A 21,531-nucleotide genomic window follows, 5' to 3' on the forward strand; every position below is an offset into this window, starting at 1 on the left:
ACAAAAAAATGAATAAATCTAATTTATATATAATTTTATTGGCTGTCCTTGCATCTGTTTTTACAGCCTGCGGCGAGATCAATAGCGATGAAAAAGAACAAGAAGCAACAGAACTTGCCGGTGTGGCTGAGGCAGAAGAAAACATGGTTCATCTGTCGGAACTGAAGTTCAACAGCCTTGGAATGAAACTGGATACTTTGTCCCTGCGCTTTCTCTCAGAGAGCGTAGAAGCAAATGGTCAGCTGGAAGTTCCCCCGCAGCATGAGGCAAGCGTAACTGCGGTTTTGGGAGGTAATATTGGTTCCATAGAAGTTATTGAGGGAGATCAGGTGTCAAAAAATCAGACTATTGCCTTCCTTTCCCATCCTAATTTAACCAAAGTCCAAACTGAATACGTACGGTTGTATCAGCGCATGTTGTATTTAGATCATGAATTTAAGCGACAAGCAAGGTTATATGATGAAAAGGTAGGCTCCGGCCAAACTTACCAACAAACTAAAGCCGAATACGAATCAGTTAAGGCGGAGGTCAAAGGTTATGAGGCTCAGCTGAATCAGCTTAACCTGGACGTTGAACAAATACAAGACGGCGATATTTATTCGTCGGTGCCGGTAGTAAGCCCTATTGATGGGTACATCGAAAAGGTTCAGATTCAAATCGGTCAGTACGTTGATCCCCAAACAATCATGTTTGAAATTGTGGATAACGAACATGTTCATGCCGATTTGATGGTCTTTGAAAAAGATGTGCACAAAGTTAAAAGGGGCCAATCCATCTCTTTTACTGTACAGTCAGTACCGGATCAAATACTTACAGCTACCATTTACTCTGTAGGCAAACAATTCGAACAAAATCCTAGGGCAGTGCATGTGCACGGCGAAATTGATCAGAAAGAAAACTTCCTGATTCCCGGGATGTATATCAACGGCACGATTCACACTTCAGAGACTAAAGCCTTTGCTTTGCCTGAGAATGCCATTGTTGAGGACGAGGGTAAAACCTACCTATTCACCGCAGAACAACAAGAGGAAAACGGAAATACCGAATGGTCTTTCACTCCGGTAGAAATTATGACCGGCATTGAGGAAGATGGTTGGGTTGAAGTGAAGTTGTTAGAACCATTGCCGGATGGAGCACGAGTAGCTTGGAACAATGCCTATTACCTGATCTCTGAAATGAAGAAAAGCCAGACTTCCGACGATGATTAACAAAAACTTTCCGGCAAAGCCATATTCATGTTTTTATGGCTTTGCCGGGGTTAATGCATAACACATAATATTATGAAAGAAATAAAAGCCTTTATAAAACCAAACAGAGTAGAAAATGTAGTTGCAGCACTCCAAGAAGCAGGACATGAAAGTGTTACGCTTTCCAAAGGAGAAGGTACCGGAGCATACAAACAGAAAGATGCGTCCCCATCGCTGGATTTTCACTTTACGGACAGTCCAGTCGTAAAATTAGAGCTGGTATGTCAATGCAAAGAATCCGATAACGTTGTTCAACTTATCTGCGCCAATGCCAAAACACCGGAACGCGGTGACGGCATCATTTACGTTACAGATATTCAAAAAGCGTTTAGGATTAAAACCTGTGAGCCTTTTGAGGGGTAAGGAACAGGTGATTCTTTGTCACAGTTAAGTTGAAGATGAAAATAATCCCATATATTCAACCATGAAAAAATCCACATTTAATATTCCACAAATGGACTGCTCAGCCGAAGAGCAAATGATTCGAATGAGGTTGGAAGAGTTTGAAGATATTAAATCTCTAAACTTTGATATCCCGAATCGTACATTAGAAGTGTATCACGAAAATAGGCTTAATGAGATTGAGAAAGCCCTTGACTCCCTGAGTTTGGGTTCTAAATTGAATTCAACAAAAGAGGCTCAAATGTCGCCTTTCGCTTCTGATGAGCAGCAACAAAAGAACATTCTATGGTGGGTTTTAGCGATCAACTTTCTCTTCTTTATCATTGAAATGACAGCCGGATGGATTATCAATTCTATGGGGCTGATTGCAGACTCACTAGATATGCTGGCAGATTCATCCGTATATGCGCTCAGCCTTTTTGCTGTTGGAGCAGCGGTAGCAAGAAAAAAGAAAGTAGCAAAAATTAGCGGCTATCTTCAGATGGGTCTGGCATCACTGGGATTTCTTGAAGTACTGCGGAGGTTTCTTGGAGTGGGTGAAATGCCCGACTTTCAGTGGATGATCATTATTGCTTCAACGGCTCTTGTTGCAAATGTTTTTACCTTATGGCTTATCAATAAAGCGAAAAGCAAAGAAGCACACATGCAGGCGAGTACAATTTTTACCTCCAATGATATTATTGTAAATGGTGGTGTAATTTTGGCCGGAATTCTTGTTTATGCACTGGATAGCAGGTGGCCGGATTTACTCATTGGAGCTATAGTATTCAGTTTTGTAATGCGAGGTGCCCTGAGAATTTTGAAGCTTTCAGAATAACAAACATAGAGGGTTAATTTATCTCAATTTCCATTTCATGAAAGCATAATAAATGTATTAATAAGTTGAAATTATGAACAAAAGAATATTCACAAGAGAAGAAATTCAGAAGATGTATGATGGATTAGCTTCATCCTATGATTTGTCAATGTTCTTTTTCAAAATTGCTGGATTCAAAGTAGATACATATCGAAAAAAGGCCATTCAAAATTTACATCTCGAACCTGGTGATACAGTGGTCGATTTAGGATGTGGAACCGGTTTGAATTTTAGTCTTCTTCAGGAAAAAGTAGGAGCTGAAGGAAAAATCATAGGTGTAGATTTATCAGTTAAGATGTTAGAACAGGCTGAAAGCCAAGCCAATAAGAAAGGTTGGGATAATATAGAACTGTTACAGTCTGATATGGCTGAATTTCAAATTCCAGATGATACGGACGGAGTTCTTTCGACGATGGCAATCACGATGTCCCCGGAATATGATCAAATCATCCAAAAAATTGCTACTACGTTAGAAAAGGGAAAGCGATTGTCAATATTTGAACTACAAAAACCAAATGGATGGCCTGAGTGGCTGGTAAAATTAATGGTAAAATTACTAAGCCCTTATGGAACTCGGTACGAACATACACAACGTACCCCTTGTAATTCCATAGAAAAGTACTTTAGTGGTGTATCGCTTCAATATCAATACTTTGGCTCTGTGTGCATCGCATATGGCGTAAGTTAGAAGTAATTTTTATAACCTTAGAAACCTGAAAGCATGTCTCACGATCATTCACACGAGCATGGAAACATCAAACTTGCCTTTTTCCTCAATCTTGGGTTCACCATTCTTGAATTTTTTGGGGGTTTATATGTAAACAGTGTTGCCATTATCTCCGATGCCCTGCACGATTTAGGTGACAGTATTTCACTCGGACTCTCATGGTTTCTTGATCATAAATCTAAAGAGGGAGCGAATTCATCCTTTACCTTTGGTTATACACGGTTCTCGCTACTTGGTGCTTTAATTAACAGCTTGGTACTAATCGCTGGATCTATCTTTGTGATCAATGAAGCGGTTGCCAGAATATTATCGCCGGAACATACCGATGCCAAGGGAATGCTTCTCTTTGCCATCGTGGGTGTGGCGGTGTATGGATATGCTGCATGGAAAGTGAGTCACGGCAAAACCCTCAACGAACGAGTCATTTCCTGGCACCTATTGGAAGATGTATTGAGTTGGGCTGCCGTTCTTGTGGTGTCTATTGTATTACTTATCAAAGACATTCATTACTTAGATCCTGCCCTATCTCTCTTTATTACCGCCTACGTTCTTTGGAATGTGGTAAAACGACTCAAAGAAACCCTGCATATTTTTTTGCAGGGAACTCCGGATGATGTAAGTATTGATGAACTGGAGGAAAAGTTTCTTGAACAGGATATTGTGGCCGATACCAGGCACCTACACTTATGGTCGCTGGATGGAGAAAAGCATGTGTTTACTGCTCATCTCATTCTAAAAAACGTAGAGAGCTACTCAGACATTCTGGAAGCCAAAAAGAAAATTCGTGGCATTCTGAAACCTTACAACTTCAGTCACAGCACGATTGAAGTGGAGTTGGATGAGGGAACTTCTTCTTTGATTTATGAATAATACAAATAAGTGAATAAGCTTACCTTCACAAGGTCAACTCAAAACCTTAGTCACCCAAGCCCGGCTGACTCCAAATTTCTGGGCAAGAGCAGCCTTGTTTTTAACCTTCCCAGAGTCCAATAATTTTCGGTACAGCTTAGCTTGCTCAGCAGGGGAGAGTTTCTTCTTTTTAGGCAGTTTCTGGTTAACAGAAAACCGAGGTTTACAAAGGTTCGCATGATTCAAAAAAGGGTAGATTTCGAGCAATTTTTCCCAGTCAATTTCAAACTGATAACCTTTGGGACCTCTGTTTAAAGCTCTAAGGGGCCATTTTATGGAGAACAAAATTCGCAAGTCTGCTACTTCCGGGGAGCAAAAGCCTGATTCATTAAATTGAGTCAGGCTTTTTTATTTTTTTAAGCTATCCAACCTGTTTTATTTCTAAACTCTCTGGGTGTGCAGCCATTCATTTTTTTAAAAACGGAACTGCCATAATCGGGATGAAGCCCAACCTGTTCTCCGAAATCGGAATCTTAATGGCTTTGCTTCCCAGGCACATGGATCGATGCAAACCGACCTAACCGTGTTTGCATTTCAAGTAAAATCACTTCAACTTTATCTGAGTGGTTGATGTCCTGATCCAATTATTTGACAAATACTCGTCAAACTTTGATGATTCTTCAGAAGCTTCCACTATTGATGATAATGTGCTGGAAAAGTATCCGGAGTGAGAAATAGACTAACTCAATAAAACAGACTAGTGCATTTTTAAAACTGCAAATAAGAACCTGCAAGAGCTCTTTTAACTGCCTTGGTATTTAGTACTATTTAGCGGAAGTAATACCATACTAAGTGTCTGGAAAGACGCTGGCAGAATGACTCAGATTCAGAGTCTGACTTGCAAAACAAAAGAATAAAACTCAAAGATTATGAAATTCAGAATATTCAGGGATATAAAAATCATCGCTATTTTACTGCTAATGGTATTACCTATATCGTCTGTTAATGCATTTCAGGTTGATCCGGATAATGTTATTCAGCCTTATACCGACAATAACTGGTACTGGCAATATAAGGGAGAACCTATACTCCTTCGTGGTGGAAGTGATGATGATAACCACTTTCAGTGGACCGATGAGCAGCTGACCGAACATCTAGACCTTCTTATTTCAGTGGGCGGTAACTATGTCCGTAATACGATGTCGGACCGGGACGAGAACAATGTGTTTGCCTTTGCACAGAATGAAGATGGCTTGTATGATCTCACCCAATGGAATGAAGAATACTGGAACCGCCTGGAATTCTTTCTGAATGAGACGGAAGAACGAGGAATCATCGTTCAGCTTACGCTTTGGGATCAGTTTGATATTAGTGGCCACCGGTGGAATACTCATCCCTGGAATCCTGAAAACAATAGTAATATGGAGGCCGGAAGTTGGGAAGGTAAGGAGGATTTCTATGCAACCGTTGACAATAATGATCAGCAAGGGCTTCACTTTCAACAACAATTTATTGAAAAACTACTAGGCAAAACCCTCGAATACGGCCATGTGTTGTACAATATCAACAACGAGAGTTCTGAGAGTACCGAGTGGCAGAATTATTGGGCACAATTTGTAAAAGAGCTTGGTAGTAAATCAAGCCACGAGATCTATGTAACCACCATGCAGTTCGATCCCTCAACCTCTGTGCGTCACGTAATGACCTATCCCGAAATCTTCGACTTTTTCGAAATTTCTCAAAATAATCAGGATTCCCGGGGAGCAAGAGGCCAAGGGCACTGGGACAATATTATGTATTGGAGAACCAAAATCGCCTCGTTTCCGAGCGGCCCAATGCCCATGAATAACGTGAAAGTATATGGTGGCGTGGATGGTGTTAACTATTCAGCAGGCTCCGAAAAAGAAGCTATACACCGGTTTTGGCGCAATATTTTTGCAGGAAGTGCTTCAAGTCGCTTTCACCGTCCGGCAGGTTCAGATCATTGGGGCTCTGGATTGAATGAGAAGGTTCAGGTGAACCTAAAGGCTATGGATATGCTGCTTAAAGAGTTTGACATTTTTACCTCCGCTCCTCATAACGACTTGCTTTTAGCTCGCGTACCTGTTCCTTCAACCATGGAGGCGTATGCCTCGGCCCGTATTGGGGAGCAATATGCAGTTTATTTTCCTGCAGGCCGGTTCACGGTAAACCTTGATCCCTGGATCTATGCAGAAAAACTGGAAGTCCGATGGCTTGATATTGAAAATCTGACCTGGTTGGAACCTGAACTCTTGGAAGTACAATGGGAAGGCGGACAGGATGACTGGGGATACAGAAGAAGTATAAGGCTAACGACCCCGGGCAAACGACCATTTGTGGCCTTGATTAATGTGATGGAATGAAATCTGCGATTGTCATCAAAGATGAGGAATCGCAGATTATTAATATGCCCGAAGGAGAAAAGATTCCGGACTGGTAATATCCGGATTAGTGGAACAACTCTGTGGCTGACCATATCAAAAAATCAATCAACCCCAAGATGATTATCTGATCTTACCAAATCAGGACGTGTTCCATAAGGATCGATGCTTACATACTTAGGAAGTTTATCTGCCTGGAAGGTTAGTTTCTGTTTACCATCTACGATAGTTTTCGGGCTTAGAAAAATAACATCATCCAGTGAAGCTCCCGATGGGTGAGTTGAAAATAACCCTATAGGGATTGGTTCACTCATGCTAATTTCTGATTCAATTCCATCCACCGATTCATACTTTTTGGCATCAATATGGATGGTAACTTCATAAACACCACTTGGCTGTTTGCTATACGACACTTCAGCAATTGAAAGATCATAAGTAATGATTTTCTTAAACCAGTCATCAACTAAATAGTGATATTCTTCCGGAGTCACTATATATAACTCATCCAGAAACTCGACTGAGGTGACTGTGGCATCGATCTCATTTTTATGTCGATCAACCAGCGTTTTCAATACTCCATTTAATGATTCTTCACCGATCAGTTCTTTAAGGGCAATCATCACGATGTAGCTTTTGCCATACAACATGTAATGTTCGCCTTGCTCCAGGTAAAACGGCTGTTCCAGCGTGGAAGCATAAGATCGGCCGTTGAAATAGGTGTGATTAGCCGATTGGCTTAACTGATACAAAGAATGCATCCCATAGTATTTCTCCATAACTACAGCTTCCGTGTATTTAGCAAATCCTTCCACAAAAATGCCCCCTCCGCTCAAGCTTTGAGTACTTAGAATATGACCCCACCACTGATGGGCGACTTCGTGAATAGTACGTTTAGCTACCAGGCTGAAGGCTTTCAGATCTCTTTCATCAACCAGATAAAAATTATATTCGACCATGCTGATAGTTCCCGCCGTAGCAAATCCGCCAAATCCCCAGTAAGAAGGTAATTCTGTAATACGAAGGTGATTTCTGGGATACTCCCCAAATTCCTTTTGAGCATAATCCAAGGTTTGTTTCATGCTATTCATGGTGGCAGCGTTGTTGAATGCATGCCCGGGATGGTAATAATGCTCCAGACTAATTCCATTGAAATATTCTTGTTCTAATGTATAATCAGCTGATTGATACGTGATGGCAGGTGCAACCGGACTCTGCGTTTTATACTGATAATAGTTCCTGCCATTTTCAGTCCATTGACCCTTCATTTCTCCAACGGAAATACCTGTTTGAGAAGCCGGGACAGATAAAGTGGTCTCGAAATTGATTCTGCCAAAACCTGATTCCATTATTTCGAAATCAGCTGCTGAGGGCTGTTCTTCTTCCCGATCAGGAAGCCCGCGTTTCTTACGCTCGGCTTTATCCGTAATTTCTTTATTGTCGGTATAACCGAGATACGGACTGAAGTCTCGCAAATGAACAAAACTCCCATTATCCACCAAATCTCTACCGGAACGGAGTCCGGTGTGAGCTCCATTAGCAGAAAAAGTCAGTTTAACGGAATCCCTCGGTAGGACAGGTGAATTGAACTCGAATTCAAAGATCCCGTGCGTAGAATCCTGGTTGATCAGTATAGCTCGTTCAAGTGAAATATGAGTAATTGGTTTTTTCTCGATGAAAAGTGCTCTGTTTACAACGGTATCGCTTTTGTTGGAAAGCGTATAAACAGCATCAACTGAGTATGTTCTCTCGAAAGGAAAAAGTGCTACATCGGTGGAAATGGAGATGGGATATAACCAGTGCTCTTCTTCATAGTGTTTGTATTTTCTTTCGTACTCAGCTCTGCGATCCAGCACTGAATCAGATGACAGGTACTCCGCTTCTACATTGGTCTTGTAGAAAATCATTCCAGAAGTGCAAAGAAAAAGCAATGTAAAGATAGAAAGAGGGACTAGTTTCCGGCTTGTCCAACCTCGGAAAAGTTGTTTGATATGCTCCTGAAAATTCCCAGCAATACCACGTTGCCAGCCATGCAGAGCAAGTATGGATAAAATCAGGCCTGCAATTATCCAGTTAGAAGATAGCAGGTGAAAGGCGGATGCATTATTGCTGACTCCCGACATATCAGAAAAAGTAACGGAGGGCATATAGCCGATTCTTAATAATGGATGCTCAATACCCAGATAGCCCGATAAGTTAGTTCCAAAAACGGCAATCACAATTCCGCTTATAGCCATCCCCAGATATTTTCCCGGAGAAAGTGTTTGGATAAATAGAGTGAGCAGGATGTAAAAAACGAGTGGAATTCCCTGGTAGTAATACAAGGAGAGGTAGGTACTTATGTCAATGTGAGCGTAATCCAATATGAATTGGAAGGCAATAGCAATACCAATCTCAAGGGTGATGAAAAGAAAAGGGATGCTGAGTAAGACAGAAGCTTTCGACCAAAAGAATGAGGCATTTGATGCAGGTGTTGCATCAAGGATAAGGTGAAAATCTTCACTTCGCTCTTTCCAGACCCACTCACCACTGTAAAAAACAATTAACAGCAGGCCAAAAATGAAAATGGCTGCATTATTTAACCCGGCCAGAATCGAGGTAATAGGGTATAAACTTTCGGAATAACTGCCTCCTTCAACAAGCGTGGAATAAAATTCGGAACAAATAATGAAAGTGATGAACACCAACATAGCCTGGAAAGGCAGACTTTTTAGCAGTTGAGAGATCCCAATTTTAGTCTGTGCTAAGAAACTTTGCCAAAACGCCCCTAATCCAAAACCTGATGGTGCGATAGGTTGATAGACTATATTATTAGTTATTTCTTCATTCGTTTTGGTTTCATCTGGCGCTTTCTGTTTTTTCTGATTTAAGGCACGGAAGGAAAACAACCGATAGGCAAAACCTAAGAAGGAAAAGGAAATCGTGATCCACAGCAATCGGTTGAGTAATAAATTCCCGGTTAAAGAAACCCATACACTATTCTTTTGCAAAGGTGTGAGGTATTTACTTTGCTCCATGAAGGCTGAAATGCCAAATGGATCTGCCAGAGCCGCTAACATCATGTTCTCGGTGTGAGTTGGGGTAGAATCGGCCAAAACTGGAGAATTAAAATAGAAAGAGCACACAAAGTAGAGGACGTAAATCAGGACAGCCGATGCGTAGATCGACATTCTGTTTTTAGAAAGTAACCCTACTGTAAAGATAAAAGCTGAGCATATAAATACGTTTGGAAATACAAAAACCAGCCAATTCCAGAAATAAAGAGTTGGACTAATCGGAGCCAGACGCTCAGGATCCAAATCGACGATCAAAGTCCCGGAGATCATTCCAAGTAACAACGGGCTCACAGCAAGCAGGCTAAACAAGAAGACTCCGGAGAAACGGCTAATAAAAAAGTGATGCTTTTTTACGCCGGTACTGAAAATAATCTCCTGCATTCGGTATGTACTATCCCGTAATAGCCCATTGATTACAAAGAACATAATGGCAAAAACAGCTCCAAGAGTAAACAGGGAGGTATAATAGCTGATTTTATAGGGCGCATTATAGTCTACGAGATCAGGTGCAAACGCTTGTCCACCAATTTGAAATCCTGTAAGGAAAAACAAAATGACAGCGGCGGGCAATGCCCAAAGTTTTCTTTGATAGGTGAATTCAAATTTGAGTAATTCGGTAATCATGATACCCCCATAGTTTGAAGCTCAGAGGATGGGACTACAGAAAAGTAGAAATCTTCGAGCGTTGGGTCTACAGCTTCAAACTCACTTCCCGGGGAACTTTCGGCTTTTATATGAATTAGGGTGTTACCTGCAATCAGTCGTGTTGAAATGACGTGGTGTGTTTCGCGATATCCAGGCAGGTCATTATCATCTATCGTTTTTCTCCAGATTTTTCCTTCTAGCGTTTTTACTAATTCTGAAGGATTTCCATGTACCAGAATTTCACCCTGATGTAAAATCGCCATATTTGGACACAGATTATAGATGTCTGCAACTATATGCGTTGAAAGAACCACAATGATATTCTCACCGATTTTACTCAAGAGGTTTAGAAAGCGATGCCGTTCTTCCGGATCTAAACCGGCTGTAGGTTCATCAACAATAATAATTTTTGGGTCTCCAAGCAGCGCCTGCGCAATGCCGAAACGCTGTTTCATCCCTCCTGAATAGGTGTGTACGTGTTTCTTCCGGTGCTCCCATAAGTTGGTTTGATGAAGAAGTTGTTCAATTTGTTCGCCGCGTTCTTTCTTATCTAAAAGTCCCTTAAGCACACCAATATGATGTAATAATTCCACCGCCGATATCTTGGGATATACGCCAAATTCCTGAGGGAGGTAACCAAGTCCCTTTCGCACTGTATCCGGGTTAGAATGGATATCATCACCATTAAAAAGAATACTCCCTAAAGATGGAGATTGCAGTGTGGCGATGGTTCGCATCAGGGTAGACTTTCCAGCTCCATTAGCTCCGAGAAGACCAAACATTCCATTCTCTATAGTCAGGGATACGTCATTCAGCGCTTTGGTTCCGTTGGGATAGGTTTTAGATATGTTTTGAATTTGGAGGGTGTTCATAGCGACTCATTTTTGTTGAATTTGAGCGAAGCTACGCAGCCAGATTAGCTTTGTTTACCGGATTGGACGAACAACAGTATTCTTGATATGGACCGTGAGTAAACAGACACGAATCAGGTTGATGAAGCAAAAAGGTGGATTCATACTAAAAACGATATCGTTCATCCATAGGCAGAGAATGAATCCTGGATTTGTCCTATTTTGAATCATGAAAAAAGATTTGAAGAAATATCAGGCGTTTGTCATAGGACCGGCTATCACTTACGCAATGATACTTTTTATGGAATACATCGATTTGATCAGGATACCCTCCGGTGCGTGGATAACTAATACGCTTGGTTTCTTGTTTTACGCCTTCTTCATTTCATTGGCCATCCACAAATACCTGGCTAAGGGAGGGTCGATGATTAGAGTTGGGGCAGGTTTTGGGATTCTGGCCATCGTGATTTTCAGTATAGGTTATTTTACCAGCGGTCTTATGGATAATCCGCTGATGATTCTCCTTATGATTTCATTCTGGCTATTGCTGTTTTATTTCATTTTGCCAGCGTTTTTCCAAAAGTATCGATTGCTCATCTTCGGCTTATATGGTGGCTCTGCACTCTTCTTTTTGTACGCAAGATTATTTACTGGCAGCTTCGAGCTTTATGAAAGTACCTACAAGTTTTGGGCACTGAGCTTGTTTCTACTTCCAATCCCCATTCTGATAGGGCTGTGGTTCTTTGAACAATGGAAATGGTTTCGAAGCCTGAAGGCAGAGAAAGCAAGTGCTGAACTTGCCCTGTTGAGAAGTCAGGTTAACCCTCATTTTTTCTTCAATACATTGAATAACCTCTATTCGCTTGTGGTACACCAATCTGATCAAGCACCGGAGGTAATTCTGAAACTTTCGGATATGATGCGCTATACTATTTATGAAGGGAAAAAAGACAAAGTACCCTTGAAGGAGGAAGTTGATTACCTGCAACGCTATATCGATTTGCATAAAATCAGGTACCAAAAAGAGGTAGATATCCGGTTCGAGAAACCAGAAGATGGTGAAGTCTCAGTAGCGCCATTATTGTTTATTGTACCTCTGGAAAATGCCATCAAGCATGGGGTGGAAAGTCTGCGGGAAGGAGCCTACATATACGCTTCTTTAAAAACGGTACCGAAAGAAGGAAAAGTGGTATTCGAAATCCAGAACAATTTTGACAATCAGGATGGAGGGGAAAAACAGGGAATCGGTCTTGAAAACCTGAAGAAACGCCTGGAGCTATTATACCCAAACCGACATAAGTTAGATATTGTGAAAGAAGAGGGCGTATTTACCGTAAACCTTGAGCTTTATTAATGATGATTAAATGTATAATCGTAGATGACGAACCGCTGGCTCAGGATTTGATGAGTACGTATTGTGAGAGGTTACCCCACCTTAAGGTAGTAAAACAGTGTTATGATGCTCTGGAAGCTTTGGAGTGGCTCAATTCAAACAAGACAGACTTAATGTTTCTGGATTTGAACATGCCCAAACTGAAAGGCTTTGATTTTCTTCGAACCCTTCAAAACCCACCCAAAGTTATTGTAACCACTGCATACAAAGAACACGCCCTTGAAGGGTATGAGCTGGCCATAGAAGATTATCTGGTTAAACCATTTAGTTTTGAACGATTTTTGAAAGCTGTTAATAAAGCTATTTCTACATCATCTTTATTGGCTGGTAAAGGAGATGATCAGCAGGAAGGAGATTCCATGTCACCCCAGCGTTTTTTTGTAAAGGGTGATAAGGAGTACCACCAGGTGAATATGGAAGATATTCTATATGTGGAAGCCAGAGGAAATTATTCCGCATTGTTTTTGGAAGGAGAAGAACTGCTGGTTCACGAAAAGATCTCTGATCTTGAAGAGCTGCTACCGGCCCCGGCGTTCATGCGGGTGCATCGTTCGTTTATTGTAGCGGTAGAAAGAATTAAAACTATTCACGGAAATACTATTACGGTAGAAAAACAAGAAGTCCCCATAGGTCAGACCTACAGCAATACCGTTCGAGATGAAATTTTGAAGCGGAAGTAATAAGAAATTTAAAGAGGTGTTGTCACTTTACTTGTAGTATTAGCAGGGATTGCATACATAATCTATTCCTAGTCTACCACTCCCTTTATTAATCTATGGCATTTTACTTGAAATTATATCTACTCACAATCTATTTGGCGTTTATTATCTGAGATATTTTTATCCAAAAACGTTAAATCAGGATCGAGAACCAGAAGATCGGGACGTTGAGAAAAGGTGTAGGTATAGTCTGATTCTTTGAAGTTTTCCTTGATTTCTATTTTCTCGATGAGCGTTTTTTTCCCGGATTCATCAAATTGATAAAAACTGATTTCAATGGGTCTTGTAAATTCTAAGGCCTGTTCATTTTCAATACCAACAACGCGGAGTTTGTTTAGACTCAACTTTAATTTTACTTCAAACTGATTTGAACTTAATTCCTGAGCGCCCACCTGTTCGATTTTATTATCATAAATCACTATTTCCTCAAATATCTCTTTAACCTCATTAATTAAACTATCAGGAGTTACCGCATAGAAATATCCAAGAAGGTCAGTCGAGATAGGGTAGCGATTTGAGTCAAGATGCTTATCCCCGGAAAACGAATTCCAATCTGTAATAAACTGCGCTAAAGCTGCATTTACAGCTTCCTCAGAGACTAATTTTTGGAAGGCATTCATCGCAATTAAACCTTTTCGGTAATAGATGTAATCTTGTCCGGATTCAACAAGATGTAATGGCATTTCTTCAACAGACTCCTGTGGTCTTTGTTTAAAATATTGTCTCATATTCCATTCAAGAAATTCATCGACCTGGTCTTTGGAGAAGGTATTTCTAAATATTGAAAGTGCTGAATATTGAGCTAAGGTTTCCGAGATTAAAGTTTGTCCTTGAACTTTGGCTGGATTTACCTGATCCCCCCACCATTGATGGGATACCTCATGTGCAGTGATATAAAAGGGAAGATCAGGTGTTTCTTCATCCCTGATATCCAAAGTGAACCCCATGTTTTCAGCAACCGTTATTAAACCAGGTAGCGACTGCGCACGATTATGATAGAGAGGGACTTCGACAATACGTAATTGATCGAATTGAAAAGCAGAGAAATGCTCAGAAAAATACCTGAGAGATCTTTCCATACCATTCATCATACTCCCAACATTAAACTCATGTCCGGGGTGATAATAGATTTCAAGATCAATAGAGTCAGAATTATTGGTTAGCTTAATAGCTGAGGTTAATGTTTCATACTCAGCTGAAACTATAGCATATAAGTTAGAGATCTTTTGCTTTGATGAATAGTGAAAATAGGCTCGATCATCTGAAACCCAGGTATCCAAAAGTTTACCCGGAGCAACCGCGATCTGATTGGAATCGGTGCTTACAATAAGTTCAAAATCGATGTACTCGCCATCACCAGCCGCTTTTCCAATTTGTCCAAAAGTAACATCGCTTAATACTGCACTTCTTTTCTTTTCAGCTAAGCTTAGCTGATCTCTAAACGTTGGGTCTGATATTTCGATATCCTCTAAATAACCGATAGATGGAAACTGAAAATTATCAATCAAGGTCCCATTGCTAACTAAATTTGGGTTCAACTCAGAAGAAAATCCCGTTGGATTAAAACTCTGCTGAAACTTTAGAGATGCCGTCTCATCTGGATGTAGAGATTGTCTCAGCAACAGTTTATAAAATCCGAAATCTGAATTTGTGCTATCTATAGATTCTATAATGGATTGATGTGGGAACCATAACTTTACGAGGTTATGTGGTGTTTTTTGGATTAACAGAGTATCGATGGTTGAATCGGTTGTGTTTATCAGTTCATAGGATCCATTAAGTTGATAAGAACGATCAGCAGGGTAGAGGTCTAGTTCTAAGGAAACTGCGTCCATTTCAGGCTGTGGATACTCCTCATAATGCTTTAGTTGTAATTCATAACTGGCTCTTAGATTCAACTCCTCTTTTGAAGAGAGATATTCATTTAACACATTTGTGTTATAGAACACAAAAACCCCAGAACCGACCGTCATAAGAAAAAGGAAAAGTGCGGCATTTCTGAGATTTGGACTAAAGTTAATCCATATTCCACGAATCCGTTGTTTAAAACTAGTTTCCGTGCCACGAGGAGCTAATGAAATTGTTAGTATCAGAATGAAAACCGTGAAAGATATCCAGTACATCTTAACCCAAAAAAAGGATTCCATAAAATTACTGTAGCCATTCATATCGGAATAAGTGGGTAAGAAAGATCCTCCAAATCTAACCAGAACATGTTCCAAGCCCATTACTTGGAATCCGATAGTCGTGGTGGCTAATATTATTACCGTAATTATATGAGCTACATATTTATGATTTACCAGAAGTTGAACACTGAAACTGACAAGAGTCATTAACAGGAGGAATGGGAATATTTCCAGGAAAAATGCAGTCAGGTATAATCCTATTTCAAAATCGAAATAGTTGTTATATGCTTGAAACCCAATCCCTGAAAGGATCATCAAAAGCATTAGTACAACTAATAGGAGAACTAAGCCAAGAATTTTGCTTACAACGATCGACCAATTTTCTGTAGGAAGAGAATCAGCAACGTAGTTCACACGTTCATCTCGTTCTTTCCAGATTAACTCACCCGAATAGAAAAGGATAATCCCAACAAAGAAGATGATGGTTAGCTCAACCAATTCACCAACGATCAAATAGGTTGTTGGCAGGTTATCAACTCCAAAATTGGTTCCGAGGCTGAATCCATTAATTAGCAAAATCCCGACAGCAACTAATAAAATTGCCCAAAATGAAACGCCATTTACAACAAGGCGAAAATTAAACCAGATCTGTTTTATCAGTCGCCTAAAAATAGAAGATGTAGAAAAAGTAGTGACTACTTTCGGATTAGAAATGATTACAGAATCTGGCGTAATTGAGTTCTTAGTGTCTTTAAGGGTCTTCTTTTTTCCTGAACTTTGTTGGGTCTCGAATTTGAAAAAATAATGACCAATGAAGAGGGTGATAACGCCAAAGCCAAGCCATAGCATTCTGTTTGCCAGGAGAACCCCTTCAATGGGAATTAGTAATGTATTTCTATCCAGATTTGACCAGGTTCCTGTGACAATTCGAACAGTTTGAAAAGTGAAAGGCTCTATCAAAGTTGTTAAAAACAAATCATCTGAACCTGCAGCAAAATTTAATGCCAATAAATAAATAAGCAGGAAGAAAAAGGACTGAATATAGACTAAAAGAAGCTTTCTGGTTAATAATCCAGTCACAAAAAATAATGCACTGCTAAAGAATAGCGTAGGAATGATCAACCCAACGAATGGCTGAAGATATGCCAGGAAGTTGAATGAGACGAAGTCAGTCGGATCTTGCCATGGCAAGAAGGGTGATGACATAATTCCTAAGGGGAGAGCAAGGAAAATTATAATCACTGTTACAAAAGATCCTAAGAATCTTCCCATTAAATATTCCCATTTAGTGAATGGAAAAGAGAAAAAAAGTGAATGCGTGTTGCTACTGAAGTCCCTTATAATAGAAGTCCCTGCAATCATGGAGACAATCAATAAAAATAAGGCAGATGTAATTCCCATAGTGCGGGCAATGATCACAGGTGAGTTCTTAGCCACTACAACAACTTGTCCTTCAAATAGAAAGTCGACCGCGACAAGTGAGAAAAGAAATAAGACTAAAAAGTATAGATAAGTATCGAAGCGGTGGGCTCTGAATGATAGTTCGAATCGAAAAATTTCTGTAAACATGATGTATAATTTAAAAAGGGTAGGTTGAAGAATGACGAGTATTCAGGAGTGAACTTTATTGAAATACACGTGATTGAGGTCGGGTTCCACGGGAAGGAATCCCTGGCCGGGATCAGATTCAGAATAAATGTAAATGAGTGGTTTTCCCTGAAATAACTGTTCAGCGATTACTGAATATTCTTCTTTATAGTCATGAATCTGGCTTCTGGATATTTGCCGGGAGAACACTTTTCCCTCAATCTCATTAATAGCTTGTTGAGGGCTTCCTTTCCAAAGTAGTTTCCCGGAATTAAGAATCGCCATATTGGTACAAAGCTCTTTCACATCATCCACAAAATGGGTAGATAGAATTACGATTGCTTCCTGACCTAATTCACTAAGTAGATTATGAAACCGATTACGTTCCGTTGGATCTAGTCCGGCCGTAGGTTCATCCACAATGATCAAACTTGGATTAGCCAATAAAGCCTGAGCAATGCCAAAGCGTTGTTTCATACCCCCGGAAAATCCGCCTAGTTTTTTCTTTCGGTGTTGAAATAAGTTGGTCTGATCTAATAAATAGTCGACCCGCTCTTTTCGAGTTTTTCGATCTGATATTCCTTTTAGAACTGCAAAATGATCTAGCAAGATCTCAGCGGTCATAGTAGGGTATACACCAAATTCCTGAGGTAAATAGCCAAGTGATTTTCTGATATACTGTGGATGTTCCTCCACGTTTATTTGATTCAAGATGACTGAACCTGAATCGGGTTTTTGAAGCGTTGCTATCGTTCTCATTAAGCTTGACTTGCCCGCTCCATTTGGACCTAAAAGTCCGAATAAGCCATTGTTAATTTCGATTGAAACACCTTTAAGTGCTTCAACGCCGTTGGGATAAGTTTTGGATAGGTTTGATATTGATAATGTGTTCATAGCTTTGAATAGGTTTTTGAACAAATCTATTAAAGCAATGCGTTGCTCCGAAGAAACTGGGATCAACAATACCGTTCATCATCCGGAAAGCTGTTATCTATATGTGAAGTAACTTCATCACACTGTATGGGATGTTTACCACTGGTATTCGTCCGTTTGTCAACTCTTTTGATTGGGGATGTATTCATACCTACTTTTGTACATGATTTCATTTATAAAAAAGCGCGGATTACTCTTAATCATACTTACCTATATCGGGTTATTCATCCTGATGGTGATATCCGGCGGGATGGAAAACGGGGATGACCTGGAAGCATTTTCTGCTGTAGCCATGATGATTTTCGGGTTAGTGGTGGTGATTCCCTGGCTGATCTGGAGAATACGCTCGTTGCTTCAACTGAAGCATGAAAAGGAAAAAACGGAGTTACTGCATTTAAAAAGTCAGGTGAATCCTCATTTCTTTTTTAACACACTTAATAATCTGTATGCATTAGTGGGAAAAGATTCTGTAAAGGCACGGAATATGATCCTGAAACTATCCGATATGATGCGGTACAGCGTATATGAGGGAGAAAAAGAATGGGTGACACTGGAACAAGAAGTTGAATACCTGAGAAACTATATTGAGCTGCATAAAATGCGGTATCACAAAGAAATAAGTGTCTCATTTACTACAGACATCCAGGAAGAGGGATATAAGGTTATGCCATTGCTGTTTATCATACTACTGGAAAATGCATTCAAGCATGGGGTCGAACAGCTGAAAGAAGATGCGTACGTTCGCATTAATATGATCGCCAACCGGAAGGTGCTGAACTTCTCAATTGAAAATAATTATGATGAAGAATCACTGGAAGCGAATGCGAAAAAGAAAGAGCAGGGTATAGGCTTGAAAAACCTGAAACGCCGGTTAGAACTGGCCTACCCTAAAAAACATTTGTTGAACACTTCTAAAGCAGATGGTATATACAAAGCGCAACTGTCGATCGAGCTGACATAATATGATTAGTTACCTGATAATAGATGATGAGTATCTGGCCCATGAAGTGATTCGGGAGTATTGCGATATGCTGCCTTACCTGCAGCTGGCCAAAAGCTGTTACAACGCCCTGGAAGCGGCTGAGTATCTCAGGGAGCATAAAGTCGATCTCATATTCCTGGACTTAAATATGCCCAAATTAAAAGGCTTCGAGTTTCTGAAAACACTGGTTGAGCCGCCCAAAGTGATTGTAACCACAGCCTACAGTGAATTTGCTTTGGAAGGCTATGAACTCAACGTGGCAGACTATTTATTAAAGCCTTTCAGTTTCGAACGTTTTCTGAAAGCGGTAAATAAAGCAACAAGCAGCACCAAAACCAGTGGGGATGGGAGCGGGAGTAATGTGGTGATTTCTGATCCTGGAAATGCCGGTGATAAGCCCGGCACAGTTTTCCTTCGAGAAAACAAGAAATATGTGCAGGTGACTATAGATGATATCCTGTATCTGGAAGCTTCCGGGAATTATGTGAAAGTTATTACCAGTTCGGGTACGATAACGGTTAGAGAAACGATTGCAGAAATGCTGGACATACTTTCATCGGGAGAGTTTCTTCAAGTTCACAAATCATTTGTGGTGGCTGTCGGGCATATTAAAAGTGTTCAGGGTAATCGTATTTTTCTGAAAGAGGATCACAATATCCCTATCGGAAAGGTTTACAAAATGAATGTAAACGGGTTATTAAAATAGTGCCGTTTATTTGCGGTTTGAAACTATACAACCCAAATAGAGTTCTACCGAAGAGTTTTAAGATTATTACTAATCATATTGAACCATGTACATAGAATCTTTTAAGGTGGACATAAGGCAAATCTTTTTTTATGTGGATGACTTTTTGTCGGTTGATGAAGAATCGGCTATGGCAAATTATTATGCTATTCTAAAACAGTAGTCGGAATACCGAGCATTGAGTCATGTCCACTTGATGCCGAGGCTTTACGGTGACTATCTCTTAATTATGAAGGGGCTAAAGGTTAGTATAATGTGTGCTTTAATGCCATTTATACATGGTTATGAGCTTTTTTGTCTCTTCAGTATTTTGACAATTCTATTATTTATGATTTCTAACAAGTTCCAATTGTAGAGTTCAGGATCAGTCGTACTGTAGAACGTAACAACAACCGCATCAAGGTCTTTGTGATAATTTGCAAAACTCTGGTATCCTGGAACCCAGCCTTCAAGAAAATAAGATATAGTTACTTCCTCACCTTCTGGGCTTAACAAAAAGCTCCGACAAACACCGTCGAAAACAAAGTATTCCTTGTTATTTTTTTCCCTCTACCAATAAATACATCTCCTTTTTCATAATCCTCAATTACAATCAAGTCACTCATGAGATCTAATGACCCCTCCGATACAGGTGACACTTTGTTGACTAATAGTCTTGTTCGTTCTTTAATCTGTTTGAAGTTCATGATTATCTTTTCTTTGCTATAACGTTTAATATAAAATGCGTTTTAATGCAGTTTTACGTAGTGTTAGTGATTGTCGGCTTCTTTTCTAAAGTTACGCTAAACAGTTCTTCTTTTTTATCTCTTCCTTTCAGTTCTATTTCTCCTTTAGAGCTATATTGATAGTTTAAATGGGGTAATAATTCTTTAATTGCACCTGAGATCAGTAAGTCAGATTTTAATTCCTTACAAAGACTTTGGATTCTAGCGGTTGTATTTAAGACATCCCCAGTAAATACGATTTCCTTTTTTAAGGCTCCAATTTCTCCAATAGTGACTTCACCGAAATGGATCCCTGCTCTGAATCCAATTTCAACGCCAAATTCATGAAATAAAACTTCTTTTTGTTTATTGAGATAATCGCTTATGTCAAAGAAGCATTTGATGCAGTTTTCCTGGTTAATGCCCTTTTCAGGTTTCCATGAAATCACGATTTCATCTCCTATGTACTGGTAGACTTCACCGAATGAATTAATGATGGGGTCTGACATAATATTGTAATAGGTGTCCAGTAATTTGAAGTATTTTACATGGCCTAGAGTTTCGGCTATTGTAGTCGAAGATTTCATGTCTAGGAACATGAAAATCCGCTTTTCAATTTTGGGTTTATGGTATTTCCCGGAGAAAAAATTCAAAAGCAACTGATGACCTAAGTTTTCACTTACAGCAGAATAGATCAAACTAACCATAAGCTTTACAGACAAATGAAATAAGGTGGTAAGGAAAGAAATACTTATTAGGAATCTACCCAATTGTTGCCAAACATCAACTTTTAGCAAACTTATGCCTGTTTCGAGCGTAAATGCGACAGGATATAAGATACCTATAATGGTAATAAATAAGGTCAGGTAGATTAAAAATTTGTATAAAAACTTGGCACTCAGTGTTCGGTTTGAGAATTTTTTCTCTAAATAAACCACTTCTAAAATCCCTACAATTAGTCCAATCATTATATTCGCAAGGCTGGCAAAAATTAGCACTGGAATGGTGTAGGTAATATCGGTATCTGGATTAAGGTTTCGGTTACGAGTTACATCGAACACTGTTATATCAATTATCCATCCAATCACTAACCAGATAATTGCGAAGGGAATAACCCTTGAAATGTTTCTTTTCGCTTTTGGAGTTATTTTCACATTAAGTTGATAATGTTAGTTGCTGGCTCTTATTCTTTAGGTTGTTAGCAAGAGAATGCTACAATCAATAACAATAACAGACTAAAACACCTTTTTATATATGCCATTCTATTGGATTTGATTCCTACAATTATTTATGGCGCAGAACGGTCTATT

At 39.8% G+C, this 21,531-nt stretch carries 16 protein-coding genes and 1 pseudogene; 10 read left to right on the forward strand and 7 right to left on the reverse strand.

Annotated elements, in window-relative coordinates; genetic code table 11:
• Positions 1–8: 8 nt before the first annotated feature.
• From CL667_13450 to CL667_13470, 5 genes are all read left to right on the forward strand, one after another.
• Complete coding sequence (locus tag CL667_13450) at positions 9–1,208, forward strand: efflux transporter periplasmic adaptor subunit (GenBank protein MAL18703.1); 1,200 nt, start codon at positions 9–11, stop codon at positions 1,206–1,208.
• A gap of 72 nt (positions 1,209–1,280) precedes the next feature.
• Positions 1,281–1,610, forward strand: a complete 330-nt coding sequence (locus CL667_13455) for a transcriptional regulator (protein MAL18704.1) — start codon at positions 1,281–1,283, stop codon at positions 1,608–1,610.
• A gap of 61 nt (positions 1,611–1,671) precedes the next feature.
• Entirely contained in the window at positions 1,672–2,466 is a 795-nt protein-coding gene (locus tag CL667_13460; protein ID MAL18705.1) for a cation transporter, read from the forward strand.
• 73 nt (positions 2,467–2,539) lie between these two features.
• The gene (locus CL667_13465; GenBank protein MAL18706.1) at positions 2,540–3,193 is read left to right on the forward strand and encodes a hypothetical protein; all 654 of its coding nucleotides are present in this window, start codon (positions 2,540–2,542) and stop codon (positions 3,191–3,193) included.
• 33 nt (positions 3,194–3,226) lie between these two features.
• Positions 3,227–4,102: a cation transporter gene (locus tag CL667_13470; protein MAL18707.1), complete on the forward strand. Its 876-nt coding sequence runs from the start codon at positions 3,227–3,229 to the stop codon at positions 4,100–4,102.
• Between the two features lie 33 nt (positions 4,103–4,135).
• Here the strand turns inward: CL667_13470 and CL667_13475 are convergent, their stop codons facing one another.
• Positions 4,136–4,435, reverse strand: coding sequence for a hypothetical protein (locus tag CL667_13475; protein MAL18708.1), 300 nt, complete (start codon positions 4,433–4,435; stop codon positions 4,136–4,138).
• A 575-nt stretch (positions 4,436–5,010) separates the two neighbouring features.
• Between CL667_13475 and CL667_13480 the strand changes: the two genes are divergently transcribed.
• Positions 5,011–6,465, forward strand: a complete 1,455-nt coding sequence (locus tag CL667_13480) for a hypothetical protein (GenBank protein MAL18709.1) — start codon at positions 5,011–5,013, stop codon at positions 6,463–6,465.
• Between the two features lie 122 nt (positions 6,466–6,587).
• Here the strand turns inward: CL667_13480 and CL667_13485 are convergent, their stop codons facing one another.
• Both CL667_13485 and CL667_13490 read right to left on the reverse strand, forming a co-directional pair.
• Positions 6,588–10,160, reverse strand: coding sequence for a hypothetical protein (locus CL667_13485; protein ID MAL18710.1), 3,573 nt, complete (start codon positions 10,158–10,160; stop codon positions 6,588–6,590).
• The gene (locus tag CL667_13490; GenBank protein MAL18711.1) at positions 10,157–11,053 is read right to left on the reverse strand and encodes a multidrug ABC transporter ATP-binding protein; all 897 of its coding nucleotides are present in this window, start codon (positions 11,051–11,053) and stop codon (positions 10,157–10,159) included. Before CL667_13490 ends, CL667_13485 begins: the two co-directional genes overlap by 4 nt.
• Positions 11,054–11,261: 208 nt before the next feature.
• Between CL667_13490 and CL667_13495 the strand changes: the two genes are divergently transcribed.
• Both CL667_13495 and CL667_13500 read left to right on the forward strand, forming a co-directional pair.
• Positions 11,262–12,386, forward strand: coding sequence for a hypothetical protein (locus CL667_13495; GenBank protein ID MAL18712.1), 1,125 nt, complete (start codon positions 11,262–11,264; stop codon positions 12,384–12,386).
• A gap of 2 nt (positions 12,387–12,388) precedes the next feature.
• A complete protein-coding gene (locus CL667_13500; protein MAL18713.1) occupies positions 12,389–13,105 on the forward strand; it encodes a DNA-binding response regulator in 717 nt (238 codons plus the stop codon).
• A gap of 119 nt (positions 13,106–13,224) precedes the next feature.
• On the opposite strand, the gene CL667_13505 is transcribed toward CL667_13500, so the two are convergent.
• A complete protein-coding gene (locus tag CL667_13505; GenBank protein MAL18714.1) occupies positions 13,225–16,839 on the reverse strand; it encodes a peptidase M1 in 3,615 nt (1,204 codons plus the stop codon).
• A gap of 42 nt (positions 16,840–16,881) precedes the next feature.
• A complete protein-coding gene (locus CL667_13510; GenBank protein MAL18715.1) occupies positions 16,882–17,751 on the reverse strand; it encodes a multidrug ABC transporter ATP-binding protein in 870 nt (289 codons plus the stop codon).
• Positions 17,752–17,953: 202 nt separating this feature from the next.
• On the opposite strand from CL667_13510, the gene CL667_13515 reads away from it, so the two are divergent.
• The gene (locus CL667_13515; GenBank protein MAL18716.1) at positions 17,954–18,751 is read left to right on the forward strand and encodes a histidine kinase; all 798 of its coding nucleotides are present in this window, start codon (positions 17,954–17,956) and stop codon (positions 18,749–18,751) included.
• A 1-nt stretch (position 18,752) separates the two neighbouring features.
• The gene (locus CL667_13520) at positions 18,753–19,478 is read left to right on the forward strand and encodes a DNA-binding response regulator (GenBank protein ID MAL18717.1); all 726 of its coding nucleotides are present in this window, start codon (positions 18,753–18,755) and stop codon (positions 19,476–19,478) included.
• A gap of 483 nt (positions 19,479–19,961) precedes the next feature.
• Here CL667_13520 and CL667_13525 read toward each other — a convergent pair.
• Together CL667_13525 and CL667_13530 are read right to left on the reverse strand one after the other, a co-directional pair.
• Positions 19,962–20,203 (reverse strand): annotated as a pseudogene (locus tag CL667_13525) (hypothetical protein).
• Between the two features lie 53 nt (positions 20,204–20,256).
• A complete protein-coding gene (locus CL667_13530; GenBank protein ID MAL18718.1) occupies positions 20,257–21,375 on the reverse strand; it encodes an adenylate/guanylate cyclase domain-containing protein in 1,119 nt (372 codons plus the stop codon).
• Positions 21,376–21,531 lie beyond the last annotated feature (156 nt).

Source organism: Balneola sp. (assembly GCA_002694685.1).
In the GTDB taxonomy this organism is placed as follows: Bacteria; Bacteroidota; Rhodothermia; order Balneolales; family Balneolaceae; genus Gracilimonas.

Bases quoted from the DNA above. Each gene is read 5' to 3' on its own strand.
- CL667_13450 (MAL18703.1), top strand. From the start codon at position 9: ATGAATAAATCTAATTTATATATAATTTTATTGGCTGTCCTTGCATCT.
- CL667_13455 (MAL18704.1), top strand. From the start codon at position 1,281: ATGAAAGAAATAAAAGCCTTTATAAAACCAAACAGAGTAGAAAATGTA.
- CL667_13460 (MAL18705.1), top strand. From the start codon at position 1,672: ATGAAAAAATCCACATTTAATATTCCACAAATGGACTGCTCAGCCGAA.
- CL667_13465 (MAL18706.1), top strand. From the start codon at position 2,540: ATGAACAAAAGAATATTCACAAGAGAAGAAATTCAGAAGATGTATGAT.
- CL667_13470 (MAL18707.1), top strand. From the start codon at position 3,227: ATGTCTCACGATCATTCACACGAGCATGGAAACATCAAACTTGCCTTT.
- CL667_13480 (MAL18709.1), top strand. From the start codon at position 5,011: ATGAAATTCAGAATATTCAGGGATATAAAAATCATCGCTATTTTACTG.
- CL667_13485 (MAL18710.1), bottom strand. From the start codon at position 10,160: ATGATTACCGAATTACTCAAATTTGAATTCACCTATCAAAGAAAACTT.
- CL667_13490 (MAL18711.1), bottom strand. From the start codon at position 11,053: ATGAACACCCTCCAAATTCAAAACATATCTAAAACCTATCCCAACGGA.
- CL667_13495 (MAL18712.1), top strand. From the start codon at position 11,262: ATGAAAAAAGATTTGAAGAAATATCAGGCGTTTGTCATAGGACCGGCT.
- CL667_13500 (MAL18713.1), top strand. From the start codon at position 12,389: ATGATTAAATGTATAATCGTAGATGACGAACCGCTGGCTCAGGATTTG.
- CL667_13505 (MAL18714.1), bottom strand. From the start codon at position 16,839: ATGTTTACAGAAATTTTTCGATTCGAACTATCATTCAGAGCCCACCGC.
- CL667_13510 (MAL18715.1), bottom strand. From the start codon at position 17,751: ATGAACACATTATCAATATCAAACCTATCCAAAACTTATCCCAACGGC.
- CL667_13515 (MAL18716.1), top strand. From the start codon at position 17,954: ATGATTTCATTTATAAAAAAGCGCGGATTACTCTTAATCATACTTACC.
- CL667_13520 (MAL18717.1), top strand. From the start codon at position 18,753: ATGATTAGTTACCTGATAATAGATGATGAGTATCTGGCCCATGAAGTG.